This is a genomic window from Formosa sp. Hel3_A1_48, from assembly GCF_001735715.1.
In the GTDB taxonomy this organism is placed as follows: Bacteria; Bacteroidota; Bacteroidia; order Flavobacteriales; family Flavobacteriaceae; genus UBA3537.
In genome coordinates this window covers 1,006,560-1,023,411 of the sequence record NZ_CP017259.1, presented here as the reverse complement: position 1 = coordinate 1,023,411, position 16,852 = coordinate 1,006,560, and the positions used below count along the sequence as shown (strand labels likewise).

Annotated in this window: 14 protein-coding genes; 8 read left to right on the top strand and 6 right to left on the bottom strand. The window is 38.1% G+C overall.

Translation table 11 applies throughout. The annotated features are described in order from the left end of the window. Positions 1 to 10: 10 nt before the first annotated feature. The 6 genes from FORMA_RS04650 to FORMA_RS04625 are packed head-to-tail and all read left to right on the top strand — an operon-like array spanning position 11 to position 8,776. Entirely contained in the window at positions 11 to 1,516 is a 1,506-nt protein-coding gene (locus FORMA_RS04650) for a RagB/SusD family nutrient uptake outer membrane protein (RefSeq protein ID WP_069674559.1), read from the top strand. Between the two features lie 7 nt (positions 1,517 to 1,523). Continuing rightward, on the top strand, positions 1,524 to 3,575 hold the full coding sequence (locus tag FORMA_RS04645; protein ID WP_157506028.1) for a hypothetical protein: 2,052 nt from the start codon (positions 1,524 to 1,526) through the stop codon (positions 3,573 to 3,575). A gap of 12 nt (positions 3,576 to 3,587) precedes the next feature. After that, positions 3,588 to 4,535: a PKD domain-containing protein gene (locus FORMA_RS04640; RefSeq protein WP_069674557.1), complete on the top strand. Its 948-nt coding sequence runs from the start codon at positions 3,588 to 3,590 to the stop codon at positions 4,533 to 4,535. Positions 4,536 to 4,591: 56 nt separating this feature from the next. Continuing rightward, positions 4,592 to 5,737 carry a glycoside hydrolase family 16 protein gene (locus FORMA_RS04635; RefSeq protein ID WP_069674556.1) on the top strand — a complete coding sequence of 382 codons (1,146 nt, stop codon included), beginning with the start codon at positions 4,592 to 4,594 and terminating at the stop codon, positions 5,735 to 5,737. A 1-nt stretch (position 5,738) separates the two neighbouring features. Continuing rightward, positions 5,739 to 8,000 carry a beta-glucosidase BglX gene (bglX, locus tag FORMA_RS04630; RefSeq protein ID WP_069674555.1) on the top strand — a complete coding sequence of 754 codons (2,262 nt, stop codon included), beginning with the start codon at positions 5,739 to 5,741 and terminating at the stop codon, positions 7,998 to 8,000. Next, positions 7,997 to 8,776, top strand: a complete 780-nt coding sequence (locus tag FORMA_RS04625; protein ID WP_069674554.1) for a glycoside hydrolase family 16 protein — start codon at positions 7,997 to 7,999, stop codon at positions 8,774 to 8,776. The genes bglX and FORMA_RS04625 overlap by 4 nt, the downstream gene beginning before the upstream one ends. On the opposite strand, the gene FORMA_RS04620 is transcribed toward FORMA_RS04625, so the two are convergent. Beyond that, positions 8,766 to 9,947 (bottom strand): 3-deoxy-D-manno-octulosonic acid transferase, encoded by a 1,182-nt coding sequence (locus tag FORMA_RS04620; RefSeq protein ID WP_231924964.1) that lies wholly within the window; start codon positions 9,945 to 9,947, stop codon positions 8,766 to 8,768. The two genes, FORMA_RS04625 and FORMA_RS04620, sit on opposite strands and share 11 nt — an antisense overlap. Positions 9,948 to 10,126: 179 nt before the next feature. On the opposite strand from FORMA_RS04620, the gene FORMA_RS04615 reads away from it, so the two are divergent. Both FORMA_RS04615 and FORMA_RS04610 read left to right on the top strand, forming a co-directional pair. Next, positions 10,127 to 11,278 (top strand): DegT/DnrJ/EryC1/StrS family aminotransferase, encoded by a 1,152-nt coding sequence (locus tag FORMA_RS04615; protein WP_069674552.1) that lies wholly within the window; start codon positions 10,127 to 10,129, stop codon positions 11,276 to 11,278. An 11-nt stretch (positions 11,279 to 11,289) separates the two neighbouring features. Next, the gene (locus FORMA_RS04610; protein ID WP_069674551.1) at positions 11,290 to 12,567 is read left to right on the top strand and encodes a metal-dependent hydrolase family protein; all 1,278 of its coding nucleotides are present in this window, start codon (positions 11,290 to 11,292) and stop codon (positions 12,565 to 12,567) included. A 3-nt stretch (positions 12,568 to 12,570) separates the two neighbouring features. Here the strand turns inward: FORMA_RS04610 and lspA are convergent, their stop codons facing one another. The 5 genes from lspA to FORMA_RS04585 all read right to left on the bottom strand — a co-directional run bounded on the left by lspA (position 12,571) and on the right by FORMA_RS04585 (position 16,844). Then, complete coding sequence (gene lspA, locus FORMA_RS04605; RefSeq protein ID WP_069674550.1) at positions 12,571 to 13,065, bottom strand: signal peptidase II; 495 nt, start codon at positions 13,063 to 13,065, stop codon at positions 12,571 to 12,573. Between the two features lie 7 nt (positions 13,066 to 13,072). Next, the gene (gene fabD, locus FORMA_RS04600; RefSeq protein ID WP_069674549.1) at positions 13,073 to 13,957 is read right to left on the bottom strand and encodes an ACP S-malonyltransferase; all 885 of its coding nucleotides are present in this window, start codon (positions 13,955 to 13,957) and stop codon (positions 13,073 to 13,075) included. 26 nt (positions 13,958 to 13,983) lie between these two features. Beyond that, positions 13,984 to 14,490 (bottom strand): dihydrofolate reductase, encoded by a 507-nt coding sequence (locus FORMA_RS04595; RefSeq protein WP_069674548.1) that lies wholly within the window; start codon positions 14,488 to 14,490, stop codon positions 13,984 to 13,986. A gap of 42 nt (positions 14,491 to 14,532) precedes the next feature. Further along, positions 14,533 to 15,357, bottom strand: a complete 825-nt coding sequence (locus tag FORMA_RS04590) for a thymidylate synthase (RefSeq protein WP_069674547.1) — start codon at positions 15,355 to 15,357, stop codon at positions 14,533 to 14,535. Positions 15,358 to 15,452: 95 nt separating this feature from the next. Beyond that, on the bottom strand, positions 15,453 to 16,844 hold the full coding sequence (locus FORMA_RS04585; protein WP_069674546.1) for a NupC/NupG family nucleoside CNT transporter: 1,392 nt from the start codon (positions 16,842 to 16,844) through the stop codon (positions 15,453 to 15,455). Positions 16,845 to 16,852: the final 8 nt, after the last annotated feature.

The following is a 16,852-nucleotide window of genomic DNA, read 5'->3' as shown; positions in this document are numbered from 1 at the left end:
ATAGAGCACAATGAAAACAATAAAAAACAATAAATTTACTTTAGTAGCGCTAGTGCTACTAACACTAGGACTCTATTCTTGTACAGACAAGTTTTTGGACGAGGAAGAAAATTACTTGATTGATTCGGAAGGCTATTTTAACTCTGAGGACGATTATTACATGTCACTTGTTGGAGCATACGACTTACTCCAAGCAACTTATGTCAATAATCTACTAGGAGAGATTGCTTCGGACAATACACTCTGTGGTGGCGAAAGTGCTACTGATGTTGTCGGATTCCAACAAATTGATGACATGACCCATACTCCAGTTAATGCAAATCTTAGAGATATATGGAATTGGATGTTTGCAGGAGTTAAAAGGACTAACTATTTCTTAGAATTTCAAAATAACATAGATTTTGACGGCCGCGTACAAATGGTGGCTGAAGTTCGTTTTTTAAGAGCTTATTTTCATTTCGAATTGGTGAAATGGTTTGGTGGAATTCCAGTTAAGGACTACGCTAACGCACTTGAAGGTGGTGGAAAACGATTTTCACCAGGAGACGAAACCTCTATTCCTAGATATTCAGTTGAAGAAGTTTATGCGCTCATAGAGAGTGATTTAATTTTTGCCGCTAACAACCTTGATTATACCGCCCCTCAAGTCGGTAGAGTAACAAAAGGTGCAGCACAAGCTTTACTTGGTAAAGCGTATTTATATCAAGATAAATTTTCTGATGCTGCAACTGTTTTAGGTAATTTGATTGACAATGGTCCTTATCAATTAGTTGATGATTATTCAGAAATATTTGAAAATGACGGTGAAAATGGTGTTGAATCTGTTTTTGAGGTACAGTACTCCGATGGTGAAGGTGCTGGATTTGATTGTCTTCAATGTAGTGAAGGAAATGTTGCCGTTGGTTTTATGGGTATACGTAACCATACAGGACCGACTTACGACTCTGGGTATAGTTTCAATGTACCAACTCAAGAAGCATTTGACAATTTTGACAATGATGACACAAGAAAAGACGTTTCTATTTTAGATATCGTTGCTTGGGCTGAAGAGACAGAGGCCACATATGTTGAAGGTTATGAACATACTGGATTTTACAACCGTAAATATTTACCTCGAAAAGGAGATCAAAATATTGGGGATCAAAATCTTACCAATCCGAATAACTACAGAGCCATTCGTTATGCCGATGTGCTGTTGATGGCTGCTGAAGCTAATAACAGAGGTAATTTAGATGAAACAAAAGCATTGGCGTACTTAAACCAAGTCAGAGAACGTGCATTTGGCGATAGCAGTCATAACAGTTCTGCTACAGGAGCTGCATTGACAGATGCCATACTGGATGAAAGACGTCATGAACTTTTAGGCGAAGGACACCGTTTCTTTGATCTTGTTCGTACGGGTAGAGCTGCTCAAGCTATTGATGGTTTTGTTGCAGGAAAGCATGAATTATTTCCTATCCCTTTTCAAGAGATTCAATTCTCTGCGGGTAATTGGGATCAAAATCCAAACTATTAAAATATAAATGATGAAAACAATAAAATATATATTTAGTTTATGTCTGGTAGTAGCAACTATTTGGAGCTGTGCCGATGACGAAAAAAACGTGAATTTAAGTGCTGTTGAAGCTCCTACAGCCCTTGCGATGGCATTTAATGTCACACAAGACAACACAGGATTGGTTACCATTACGCCTACTGCTGAAGGCGCTATTACGTTCGATATTTCTTTAGGCGATGATACCGAGGAATTAGTTGAACTTGAAAATGGGAGTAATACTGAGCACACTTACGCAGAGGGTACTTATACAGTTACTGCTACTGCTTACGGTATAACTGGCCTTTCAACTACATTGAGCCAAGAACTTGTGGTGTCTTTTAATGCGCCTGAAAATTTGGAGGTAACAGTTGAAAATAGTACATCTGTATCAAAATTAGTTAATGTTACTGTAGATGCAGATTTTGCGGTTAGTTTTGATGTCTACTCTGGTGAGACTGGCAGTACAGATCCTATTTCTGCAAATATTGGTGAAACTGCTGCTATTCAATATAATGATGCTGGGGTTTACGATATCACAATTGAAGTAAAAGGTGCAGCAATTCAAACAACTACATATGTTGAAGAGGACTTTGAGGTTACAGAAATTTTAGCGCCAACAACAGCAGCACCAACACCACCTGCAAGACAGCCTGGAGATGTTGTTTCAATATACAGTGACGCATACACTAACATAACACTATCTGAATTAAACCCTAACTGGGGAGGACAGTCGACTGTTTTGACTGAAGTTCAGGTTGAGGGTAACAATACTTGGTTTTACAGTGACTTAAGTTATACAGGAATAGTTACAGATTATGGTAATCCAACAGATTTATCTGCAAAAGAATTTGTGCATTTTGATTATTGGACTCCAGACGCAACACAATTAGGTTTAAAGATTGTCAATACATCTTATGCAGATGGTGACCCTCTGAAAGAGGATATAGAAATTGTTGATGATATAGTTCTTGGTGAGTGGAGGAGTGTTGAAATTCCTCTAGAGGATTACACTACCGATTTATCTGGTGTAACTCAACTTTTGTTTGATTCAATGGGCTCTGGAACTCCAATTGTCTATATAGATAATCTTTATTTTTATAAACAACCATCAAATTCAACTGCTCAGGTTATCGATTTTGAGGGAGGGTACACATTAAGCTCATTTGATGGTGGTGATATTTCAGTCATTGCTAATCCAGATTCAAACGGCAATACCTCTACTAGCGTAGCACAATTGGTAAAAGGATCAGGACAGACTTGGGGTGGTTCAAAAATTACCTTAGACGATCCATTTGATTTATCAAATCCAATTGTTACAGTTAAAATATGGTCTCCAAGAGTTGGGTTAAATCTTCTCATGAAATTTGAAGATAATGTTCCATGGCCAAATAATACAGGTTCAGCTGAAATTACAGCAACAACAACGGTGGCTAATCAATGGCAAACCTTAACGTTCGATCATTCAGGGATTAGTGAAAGCATCGATTGGTATAACATGGTTCTTATTATGGACAATGGAACTGCGGGAGATGGATCTGAGAATTACACTATTTACTTAGATGATTTTACATCTTCGCCTGTACTTGATTTTGAACCGCAATTTTCTGAAATGAGTTCTTTTGATGGTGGTGACATTTCAGTTATTGCTAATCCAGACTCTATTGGCAACCCTTCTACAATGGTCGCACAAATGGTAAAAGGATCAGGACAGACTTGGGGCGGTTCAAAAATAACTGTTTCAACACCTTATAGCCTAAGCGCATCATCTACTGTTACAGTTAAAGTATGGTCTCCAAGAGTTGGGTTAAATCTTCTCATGAAATTTGAAGATAATGTCCCATGGCCAAATAATACAGGTTCAGCTGAAATTACAGCAACAACAACGGTGGCTAATCAATGGCAAACCTTAACGTTCGATCATTCAGGGATTAGTGAAAGCATCGATTGGTATAACATGGTTCTTATTATGGACAATGGAACTGCGGGAGATGGATCTGAGAATTACACTATTTATTTAGACGATATAACAATAAATTAATTTTAAGAAATTATGAAAAATTTAAAATATTTATCAGTGCTTTTTCTTTCACTGCTTATGGTTACAGCATGTGAAGAAGACGATCATGAGTTTGGAGCGATTATTACACCGACAAGTGTAGGTGTCAATGCAGAGATTATCGGCTTAGACGCAGATAACCCTTATGGAAATGGCGATGGATTTGTATCTTTTACAGCAACTGCCGATAACGCTTTAGCCTATCAATTTGAATTTGGTGATGGTAATTCAACAACAAATTCTTCAGGGATTTATACCCATAGGTATACTCAAGTAGGAGTAAATTCCTACACTGTCATAGTGAGTGCTGTAGGGACTGCAGGGGTATTATCAAGCACAACATTTGACGTTGAAGTTTTTAGTTCTTTTCAAGATGCAGAAGCTGAAACATTTTTAGCTGGAGCTAATGAGGGCGACAGCAAAACATGGGTATGGGCTTCAGACATTGATTTATTTGTCGGTTTAGGTCCTGTAACCGATGATTACGGCAATGGAGAATTTGCTTATGAAGGATGGTGGAATACTATACAAGCTAATGATGCCGAAAAATCATGCATGTATACTAATGAATTTGTATTTACAAAAACAGATAATGGTATGACTTTTGAACAAACTGAAGGCCCTGCTTTTGTGCCTGGTGCTTATGCTGATATTATTGGCGTTACTGGGGATACCTGTCACGACGAAACAGTAGCGACAACAATGTTTGGGGTAAAGAACGTATCATTCTCGCCATCTACATCCAAAGCAGCCTTGGAGGGAAGTTACAACGATGCACCGTACCGACAAACTACCTTCAAAATATCTGACGGTGGATTCATGGGTTGGTATGTTGGTGATGTAGAATATGACATCATATCCATTACTGCAAATACGCTTCATGTACGTTGTATACAAGAAGGAGGCGGCTTTGCATGGTATGCTAGATATAAATCTGAATAATTTATTTAAAATATACGAGGCAGATTGTTTTATCTGCCTCTTTATCTCTTTTTAAGATGAAAAACAATTCCCTATTATCTATTCTTAGTATCCTTTTCAGCTTGTCAGCACTAACTTTTTCATGCTCATCCGGAGGCGATAGCGGATCTTCTGGAGGTGGTGGTGGTAACAATGGCGGCGGCGGATCTCAGCAAGTTATACCTTCTAATCTCGTGGTCAATGTTACAATAGAAGGCCAAGACGACCAAAATCCAAATGGCGATGGCTCTGGACAGTTCTCGGTTACAGCTACAGCTACAAACACTGTAAGATATGGTTTTAAAGTAGGAAATAGTGGTACGGAAACACAAAACACCACCGGATTATTTTCACATACAGTTACAGATTTAGGAACTAATCAGTTTCCTTTATATGTTTATGCATACTCCAGTACTGACGACCGTATCAGTAAAATAACGAATCTAACCGTTTATGTTTTAGGTAGTGGGGGTTCTGGAGACAATGATGTTCTTGTTTGGTCAGACGAATTTGATGGAAATGGAGTAATAAATCCTAACATATGGACTTATGAGCTTGGTAATGGTTCTGATGGATGGGGGAACCAAGAAGTTCAAAACTACACATCAAGTTCTAGTAACATAAAAAAAGAGGGTGGAGTTTTAAAAATCACAGCAATAAAAGAATCCAACGGGGCATACACATCTGCTCGCATTAAAACACAAGATAAATTCGAATTTAAATATGGGCTCATAGAAATTCGTGCTAAGTTACCATCTGCACAAGGAACTTGGCCAGCGCTTTGGATGCTTGGGGCAAATTTCCCAGAAGTTGGATGGCCTCAATGTGGTGAAATTGATATCATGGAGCAATTTCAAGATAAGAATAGAGTGAAATCAACGTTACACTGGAAGCTCTCCGATGGTGAGCGTGGAGAATACGGCCTCGAAACGGCTAACAATACATCTTCTGATTGGCATATTTACTCCATCGATTGGACCCCAACAAGTATCAAATCATATTTAGATGGAGTTGAATATTTTTCCATGAACACAGTAGATTCAGGAGTTGGACCTTATTTCCCCTTCAATGAAAACTTCTTTCTTATTTTTAATCTCGCAATGGGCGGTACTTTAGGCGGCGAAATCGATCCAAATTTCACACAAGATGTGATGGAAGTAGATTACATTAGGTTGTATCAATAACATGACAATAGCTAAACACATCTTTTTCACATCAATTTGTTTTTTTGTGTTCAATTCATGTGCTTCAGAATCCAATGAACAATCTGTTGACGATCGTTTAAATTCCTTATTGTCTAAAATGACGCTTGAAGAGAAAATTGGTCAAATGAATCAATATTCTAGCTTTTGGGATGTCACAGGACCTGCTCCAAAAGAAGGCTCAACAGCCAAACAATTTGAGCAACTTAAAAATGGACTTGTAGGGTCCATGCTCAATGTTCACGGAGTTGAAAATGTTCGAAAATTACAACAAATTGCAGTAGAAGAAACGCGTTTAGGAATCCCCTTAATATTTGGTTTTGATGTAATTCATGGCTTTAAAACCATTAGCCCAATCCCTCTAGCAGAAGCTGCAAGTTGGGACTTAGAAGCTATAGAATTATCGGCTAAAAATGCAGCTTTAGAAGCCTCTGCTGCAGGAATCAATTGGACTTTTGCACCAATGGTCGATATTTCAAGAGATGCCCGCTGGGGGCGTGTTATGGAAGGCGCAGGAGAAGATCCTTATCTAGGTTCTAAAATTGCACATGCAAGAGTTAAAGGCTTTCAAGGAGATGATCTTTCAGCCCCAACAACCATAGCCGCTTGTGCCAAACACTTTGCTGGTTATGGCTTTCCCGAAGCCGGCAAAGAATACAATACAGTTGATATAGGAGCTCAAACCTTGCACAATATGGTTATGCCTCCATTCAAGGCAACCATAGATGCTGGTGTTCGAACTTTTATGAATTCATTTAGTCAACTCAACGGAGTTCCTGCTACAGGGAGTAAATATTTACAGCGTACGCTTCTAAAAGAAAAATGGAATTTTGATGGTTTTGTGGTATCCGATTGGAGTTCCATTGAAGAGATGGTTGAACATGGTTATGCTGAAAATGTAAAACATGCAGCACATATAGCAGTAGAAGCGGGCTCGGATATGGATATGCAGTCTTTTGCATATGTAGAGCACCTTGCTGATTTGGTTAGATCAGATATTGTTGATGAGCAACTTATTGAAGACGCTGCGCGAAGAATATTGCGTGTAAAGTTCGAGCTTGGGCTTTTTGATGATCCTTATAAATACTGTAACATTGAGCGTGAAAAGGCGACCATTGGTCATGAAAAATTTCAAGAAGCCACTTTAGAAATGGCCAAAAAGTCAATAGTGCTTTTAAAAAATCAAAATCAACTATTGCCACTAAAAAAGAAAGGGCTTGATATAGCCCTTATTGGTGATCTTGCAGACGATAAAACAAGTCCACTTGGTAATTGGATTTTAGCAGCAGAAAATAATTCAGCGGTGTCAGTTCTTGAAGGAATGAAGGCATATGAAGGAAATAATATTGAATTTTCTGTTGGTGCTAAATTGAATATTGGCCCCTTAGAATTTGCGAAAGAATTAAAAATAAATACTACAGATAAAAGTGATTTTGCTGCTGCTCTAAAAACTGCTAAAACAGCTGATGTGGTTGTTATGGTTTTAGGCGAGCATGGTTTTCAAAGTGGCGAAGGGCGAAGCAGAACAAATATAGGATTACCAGGTTTACAACAAGAGCTTCTAGAAGCTGTTTACAAGGTCAATAAAAATATTGTTCTCGTACTCAACAACGGAAGGCCGTTAGCACTGAATTGGGCTCATAAACATATCCCTGCGATTGTAGAGGCTTGGCAATTGGGGTCGCAAAGTGGAAATGCAATTGCACAGGTTCTGTACGGCGATTACAACCCCAGCGGAAAACTTCCAATGACTTTCCCTAAATCTGTTGGGCAAGTACCTATTTACTACAATTTTAAAACTTCAGGAAGGCCTAATTTACCCTCACCAGATGAGGTTTTTTGGACGCATTATCAAGACGAAACTAATGCGCCACTTTACCCTTTTGGATACGGGTTAAGCTATACTACTTTTGAGTATTCAGATCTTGAAATTATTAGTCAATCTGGTACCACAATAGAACTAAGTGTAGCAGTAACCAACAGCGGTAAGTTTCCAGGTAAAGAAGTTGTTCAGTTATATGTTCAAGATCACTTTGCTCAGCCAGCACAGCCAGTTAAAAGCCTGAAAAGGTTTGAATTGATCGATTTGAAACCAAATCAAACAAAAACAGTGCGTTTCACATTGACAGAAGATGCTTTAGGATTCTATGATGATGACGGCAATTTTACTGTTCAGCCTGGTGAGTTTTCGATATATGTAGGCGGCGATTCAACGGCAAATTTAACCACTAAATTCAATTTATGATACTGATCAGAATTTTAATCATATTATCTTTTGCTCTAATTCAAAAAACGAGTGATAATCCAGGGAAGCGCATCATTTATAACGAAGATTTTGATCAATCTTTTTTGGATTTAGATTATTGGAACTATGAGTTGGGCGATGGTTGTCCAGAGCTTTGTGGCTGGGGCAATAAAGAATACCAACATTATACTAAAGAAAATGTATTTGTTCGCGATGAGAAACTTGTAATCAAAGCGACTAAGATAGGAGATCAGTATTTTTCGGGTCGAATTACCACCAAAGACAAAATGGAGTTTCAATACGGAACAGTCGAGGTTAAAGCAAAACTGCCAATAGGGTTAGGTGTTTGGCCAGCAATCTGGATGTTGGGGCACGATATTGATGAAAATATTTGGCCTAACTGTGGTGAAATTGATATCATGGAATATGTTGGAAGGATGCCCGGTAAAATCCATACAACCCTGCATACAAAAGACAGTTACGGAGTGTCTAAAAACACCAAGATATCAACCATAAACGATGTAGAAAATGGATTTCATGTATATAAAATGCATTGGAACGAAAGCCAAATTAAATTTTCTATTGATGATCAAGAAATATACACTTTTGCTCCTAATGAAAAAACAGCTGAAATTTGGCCTTTTGATAAGCCATTTTACTTAATTCTTAATTTAGCTGTTGGGGGTTACTTTGGAGGTTTTGAAGTAGATGATACTATTTTTCCGCAAGAATTCATCATTGATTATATTAAGGTTTATAAAGACATTAATCTTTAAGCAATAGACCAATTGCCTTTAAAATAGCGGAAGAAGCACCTGTATTTTTTTCTATGTATGCTTTATTTTTCTCCCCGCTTTTTTTACGTAACTCCATGTCTTCGATATATGTATCCAGCGCACTACTAAAGCTTGCAGCACTGTCAATACTAATTAGCCCTCCTAAACTAATCAGTTCTTTAGCCTCTGGAAATTTATGGAAATTTTTACCTATAATTATAGGCACAGCAAATACGGCTGGTTCCAGTATATTGTGTAGTCCGCTTGAGCCCATACCACCGCCAACATAAGCTATATCAGCATAGTTGTAGATCTTAGAGAGTAATCCTACAGTGTCAACAATAAAAACTTGTTTTTCCGACAGCTCTTCGTGTTTGTATTCTGAATATAAGACTGCTTTACCGCCAAAATATTTTTTCAATCTTCGGACGCCCTGTTCCTCAATAGAATGAGGGACGATGATAAATTTCATTTTTTGATCTGCATTTTGAACGTATGGAACTAAAATATCTTCGTCCTCTTTCCATGTGCTTCCTGCAACAACACAAAACTTTTCGTCTACAAATTCGTTTATAAATGAAAGTGAGTTGTTTTCTTTTAATTGATTTGAAACACGGTCAAATCTATTGTCTTTCGCAACTGTAGCGTTAGTGTATCCAATTCCTTGGAGTAATTCTTTAGACTCGATATTTTGTGTAAAAATATGATCAAAACTAAAAAACAGCTTTTGCCATTGTTTCCCATAAAACTTAAAGAAATGCTGATCAGGGCGCAACAATGCTGAAATTAAAATAACTTTTGCGTTATGATTTTTTAACGCTTTAAGGTAGTTTGGCCAGAATTCATATTTCACAAAGACTACTAGTTTTGGATGGGTCAATGCCAAAAAGCGTTGAACCTGTTTTCTAGTGTCTAAGGGCAAATACACTACGATTGACGTAATTGGATTTTGCTTGCGAATCTCGTATCCAGATGGCGAAAAAAAAGAGAGTACTATTTTTGACTTTGGATATTTAGATTTTAATAGTTCGAAGACCGGTAGCCCCTGTTCATATTCTCCAAGTGAGGCACAATGAAACCAAAAGACCTGATCATCTTTATGGATGTTTTCTTGAAGAATTTTGAAGGTGTTTTTACGGCCATCAATCCCTTTTTTTAGTTTTTTACTCATACCTCCGAGTATTGGAAGCAAGGTTCGAGTCAATTTAATTATAAGATTATAGACAGCCATCAAAGTGCTTTAGTTTAAAACAAAAATACATTCTTTATCTTAATTTTAGCATTTGCCCAATGCTATTTTTGTATTTTTGTAACGCACAAATTCGCAGATTTGTTCATTAAAATAGCACTATGAAAAAAATTCAAATGGTTGATCTGAAAGGTCAATACGCTCCTATAAAAGACCAGGTCAACTCCTCTATACAAGAGGTGATTAATACAACTTCATTCATCAATGGTCCAAAAGTTAAAGCGTTTCAAAAAAACCTTGAAGATTATCTAGGCGTAAAGCATGTAATTCCTTGTGCCAATGGCACCGATGCATTGCAAATTGCCATGATGGGCCTTGGGTTGAAGCCAGGTGATGAGGTTATTACAGCCGATTTCACATTTGCTGCAACCGTCGAAGTTATTGCTCTTTTAGGCTTAACTCCTGTATTGGTCGATGTTGATTCTGAAAATTTCAACATCGATATTGAAGCAATTAAAAAGGCAATTACCCCAAAGACAAAAGCCATAGTGCCAGTACACTTATTCGGCCAGTGTGCTCATATGGACGAAATTATGGAACTTGCCAAAGCACACCAATTATACGTTATAGAAGACAATGCTCAGGCAATAGGGGCTACCTACACTTCAAAAAATGGAACCAAAGCCAAGGCTGGCACTATTGGTCATATCGCTTCAACTTCCTTCTTTCCATCTAAAAATTTGGGATGCTATGGAGATGGCGGTGCCATTTTCACTAACGACGATGATTTAGCCCATACCATCCGTGGAATTGTAAATCACGGAATGTACAAACGCTATCATCATGATGTGGTAGGGGTGAATTCTAGGTTAGATTCAATTCAGGCAGCTGTTTTAGATGCTAAATTACCGCATTTAGATTCCTATAATAAAGCGCGTCAGAATACCGCTCGAAAATATAATTTGGCATTTAAAGATCACCCCAATATTATAACGCCTAAAGCGGGGAATGGATGTGTTACACTATGTGATAACTGCGATTGTCACGTTTTTCATCAGTACACCTTAAAACTTAAAAATGTGGATCGAGATGGTTTGGTAGACCACCTTAATGCAAAAGGTATCCCATGCGGTGTGTATTATCCTATTCCATTGCACAACCAAAAAGCATATCAAGACGATCGTTACGACGATAATGATTTCCAAATCACTAACCAACTATCCAATGAAGTAATTTCACTCCCAATGCATACTGAACTTGACGACGAACAAATAGAATTTATTACGAGCTCAGTTTTGGCATACTTAACCTAAAAACAAAAATCATGAAAAAGCTAATTTTAATCTTATGTGTATTGCAAATGAATTTGAGTGCTGCTCAAAACATATATTTGCATTGTGGCCAACTTATTGATACCGAAAAGGGTGTGGTATTGACCAAAAAAACAGTTATTGTTTCAGGTGAAAAAATAAAAGCCATTAAAAACGGTTTTGTAGTTCCTGAAAATCCTAAAGATGTACTTGTAGATTTAAAATCTAAAACTGTAATGCCAGGGCTCATCGATATGCATGTGCATATGGAAAATGAATATAATCCTGCACGTTACATGGACCAGTTTACCGCAAATGAAGCTGATGTTGCTTTTAAATCGGTTAATTATGCAGAAATTACTCTTTTGGCCGGGTTTACTACTGTACGGGATCTCGGCGGTACGGGGGTTAATATAGCACTGAGAAATGCCATTAATAACAATACGATTGTAGGGCCTAGAATTTTTACTGCAGGCAAGGCTATTGCGACTACAGGAGGTCATGCTGACCCAACTAATGGTAGAAACAAACTTTTGATGGGTGACCCAGGGCCTGAGCAAGGCGTAATTAACAGCCCTGATGAAGCACGTAAGGCCGTGCGGCAACGTTACAAAAATGGCGCGGATAATATTAAAATTACTGCTACAGGTGGTGTGCTGAGCGTTGCGAAAAATGGTCAAAATCCCCAGTTTACAATTGAAGAAGTAAAAGCAATTTGCGCAACTGCTAAAGATTATGGAATGATTATAGCGGCCCATGCGCATGGTGATGAGGGAATGCAGCGTGCGGTAATTGGTGGCGTTACAACTATTGAACATGGGACAAAAATGAGCACGAAAACCATGGACTTAATGAAAGAGTATGGCACTTATTTTGTACCCACAATTACAGCTGGTAAAGCTGTTGCTGAAAATGCAAAAATTGAAGGATTTTACCCTGAAATTATTATTCCAAAAGCCTTAGAGATAGGGCCCAAAATCCAAAGTACTTTCGCCAAAGCATACAAGCGTGGTGTGCCTATCGCTTTTGGAACCGATGCCGGAGTTTTTCCTCATGGTCTCAATGCTAAAGAGTTTGGGTATATGGTTGAAGTGGGGATGCCAGAAATGGAAGCGATTCAGTCGGCAACTATAACTAACGCTAAAGTCTTGGGTTTAGCCAATCAATTAGGTCAAATCAAAACTGATTATATAGCTGATATTGTAGCCACTGATTCTAACCCTGTAGACGATATTTCTGCTATGGAACGCGTAGATTTTGTAATGAAAGCGGGGAAGATTTACAAAAAATAGAAATTAGCTGTCTAGTGTTGTTTCCTTTTTTTGCTTGTATGAAGCAACAATGAGCAATATCATACCTGTTGTCACTGATAAATCTGCGACATTGAAAATCCCGGTTTGAACAAATCCAAAATCCATAAACAAGAAATCTGTAACAGATCCGAACATGAATCGATCATAAAGATTGGCAATACCGCCTCCTGCTACAGCACTAAACCCAACTATTGAGAACTTATCGAGCTCAGTATTAGTGAATAGATAATAAAGTACAACTCCCAATACGATGACGGGAAGAATCAAAAGAAAAATAAGCTTTATCGTAGGGTGAGATTCACTCCCCATACCCAAAAAGGCTCCAGAATTTTCGACGTTCATCAGTTGTAGTAGCTCACCAACAACCTCAGTTCTAGACCCAGGGACAACCTCAGCTCTTACAATGTGTTTAGTAATCTGATCTAGGCCAATGTTCAATAGGACTAAAAAAAGGATAAATCCAACTCTTTTGTTCATATTCTTATTATTCTAACTCTGCTGCGCTTGTGTTTGATTCTCTATTTATTTTTCTTACCAATCCTTGTAACACTTTACCAGGGCCAACCTCAATAAAGTGTTGAGCACCGTCTGCAATCATTTGCTCTACGGACTGGGTCCAACGTACAGGTGAGGTGAGTTGCGCAATCAAATTAGTCTTGATTTCCGCAGTATCATCAACTGCATTTGCTGTAACATTTTGATAAATAGGACAGCTTGGTGTGCTAAATGTTGTTTGTTCAATAGCTGAAGCTAACTGTTCACGAGCAGGCTCCATCAATGGTGAATGAAATGCACCGCCAACTGGCAGAACCAATGCACGACGCGCTCCTTTTTCTTTCAATAGCTCACAAGCAGTATGAATCGGCTCAATTGCACCTGAAATCACCAATTGACCAGGGCAATTGTAGTTGGCTGCAACAACAATCCCTTCTATACCTTTACATACAGATTCTACTACTTCATTTTCTAGTCCTAAAACAGCAGCCATAGTCCCTTCTGTTGAATCACATGCTTTTTGCATGGCATCGGCACGTTGCGCCACAAGTTTTAACCCGTGTTCAAAACTTAAAGTATTATTGGCAACTAGTGCTGAAAATTCACCTAGGGAATGTCCTGCAACCATTTCAGGCTTGAAACGACCTCCCATGCTTTTGGCTAAAACCACGGAGTGGATAAAGATAGCAGGTTGTGTCACATTTGTTTGTTTCAGGTCCTCTGCACTTCCTTCAAACATGGTTTTGGTAATGTCGAAACCTAAAATCGAATTGGCTTCTTCAAACATGTTTTTAGCTAATGAAGAGTGTTCGTATAGCTCTTGTCCCATCCCTGAGAATTGTGCGCCTTGACCAGGAAAAATATATGCGTTCATCTTCTGATATTATATTAATTTAAAAATTATTGCCTTTTGTATGTTATAAAACTAAAGTCAAAGGCATGATTCTCATCCTTGTGAATGAATTTATTATTGCTCTCTTTCCATTGACTCAAATCCAAATCAGGAAAAAAGGTATCTCCTTCAAAATGGGCATGAACTCGTGTAAGTTCAACACGGTCTGCGATTGCTAAAGCTTGTTTATAAATTTCTCCACCTCCAATAATATATGGGGATGAATCTGATTTTGAGGCCTGAATTGCTTTTTCTAATGAATTTACAACGATAACACCTTCCGGGGCTTTATAATCCTTTTGCCGTGTGATCACCACATGTGTTCTGTTGGGCAGCGGTTTTGGAAAACTTTCAAATGTTTTTCGCCCCATTATTATATGATGCCCTGAAGTTAATGATTTGAAGCGTTTGAGGTCCAAACTCAATTTCCAAATCAAATCATTGTCTTTGCCAATCACTTGATTTTCTGATACAGCAACAATTATAGTCAGTATTTGATGTTTTACTTTGTTCAATAGATTAAACTTAGTCCGCAAAAATAGCGTTTTCAGTTGAAATTATACAGCAACTTTGCCTTTGATGTGAGGGTGATGATTGTAATCGAGTAGTGTAAAGTCTTCAAAAGTAAAGTCAAATATATCTTTTACCTCAGGATTAAGGATCATTTTTGGTAAGGGATGTGGTTCTCTTGAGCGTTGCAATTCTAGCTGCTCTAAGTGATTGCTATAGATATGTGCATCACCAAAAGTATGAACAAAATCTCCTGCTTCGTATCCACAAACCTGAGCCATCATCATGGTAAATAAAGCATAAGAAGCAATGTTGAAGGGTACTCCTAAAAAGATATCAGCACTACGCTGGTAAAGCTGACAAGACAACTTGCCTTGATGAACATAAAATTGAAAAAAGGCATGGCAAGGCGGGAGTGCTGCTTTTCCATTTGCTACATTTTCTGAAAAAGATTTAGAGGTGTCTGGCAAAACGGATGGGTTCCATGCTGAAACCAACATTCTCCTGCTGTTTGGGTTTGTTTTCAGGGTGTCTATAACAGATTTAATTTGATCGATTTCATCACTGTTCCAGTTACGCCATTGGTGGCCATAAACGGGGCCTAAATCGCCATTATCGTCTGCCCATTCATTCCAAATCCGTACGCCATTGTCGGTAAGGTATTTTGTATTAGTATCTCCTTTTAGAAACCACAATAGTTCATAAACAATAGATTTTAGGTGAAGTTTTTTTGTTGTCACCATAGGAAAGCCTTTACTTAGATCAAAACGCATTTGGTATCCAAAAACACTTTTTGTTCCCGTACCCGTACGGTCGCTTTTTTCATTCCCATGTTCCAAAACATGGTTTACTAAGTCCAAATATTGCTTCATAAAAAGGGTTAATTATTACAATTTAAAAATAATTAATGCTAAGAAGATTATAAAGTGTGTTTTGGAATTAATTTGAAAAGTTATTAACGGCTTTATTACCCTATGATAAGTCCAGCAATTGTGGCAGATAGTAGGGACGCAATGGTTCCCCCTATAAGAGCCTTCATTCCCAATTCAGAAAGTGTTTTTCTTTGCCCTGGTGCTAATGAGCCAATTCCCCCAACTTGAATTCCAATCGATGCGAAATTAGCAAAGCCGCAAAGCATGTAGGTTGCCATGATAATTGATTTTTCATATTTAAGATGAACTAAAGCCATAGGATCTTTAAGATCTGCAAGTTGGATGTAGCCTACAAACTCACTTGCAGCGAGTTTAATCCCGAGCAGTTGTCCCATCAGTGCGACATCTTCTTTTGCAATACCGATTAGCCACATTAGCGGAGCAAAAGCATAGCCAAGTATCAGTTCTAGCGAAAACTGTTGGTATGGAGTGTTTGTCTGCACCCATTCATTTAAGCCTCCAAAATCTCCTAACCATCCCAAGATCCCGTTGAGCATAGCTATAAATGCTAGAAAAACCAGAAGCATGGCGCCTATATTGAAGGCAAGTTTAAGCCCTTCGGTGGTTCCATTAGCGATTGCATCGAGGATATTGGTTCCTACTTTTTCTTGCGAAACGACAAGATCGTTATTGATGGCTTCAGTTTGAGGGTATAAAATTTTTGAGATTACAATTGCCCCTGGTGCTGCCATAACAGATGCTGTTAGAAGGTGTTTTGCATAATACTGTCTAAGAATTTCGTCTTCGCCCCCCAGAAACCCAATATATGCGGCAAGTACACCCCCTGCAACAGTTGCCATTCCACCAATCATCACCAATAGAATTTCGGAACGGTTCATTTTTTCTAAATAAGCTTTTATCATCAGCGGTGCTTCAGTTTGTCCTAAAAAAATATTCCCCGCTACACTTAGACTCTCCGCTCCAGAAACTTGAAGTAATTTTGTTAATAGCCAAGCAAATATTTTCACAACTTTCTGTATAATACCCAAATAAAATAAAACAGAAGTTAGGGCCGAAAAGAAAATAATAGTAGGAAGAATTGAAATTGCAAAAGTATTTAATGGTGCTTCAATTTCTCCAGTAGAAAATGCTGCAAATAAAAATTCTGTTCCTTTTTGAGTAAAGTCAAGTACCGCTAAAAAAATAGATCCTATTCCTTTGAATATTTTCTGAACAAATTCAACCTTCAAGACAGCCAAGGCTAAGAGCAATTGGATCCCTAAGCCAAACCCTACGGTTCTCCAATTAATTGCTTTTCTGTTGGTGCTTAAAGCAATACAAATACCTAAAAGAACGACCATTCCAAGAATACCTCTAAGGAAACTATCTAAACTAAATCCTTGATTTTCAATTATTTGAGATACACCATCTTGTGCAAAAAGCGTGTGGCTGCTGATGGTGAAAAATACTGCAATGACTTTATTCATGTGAGTTG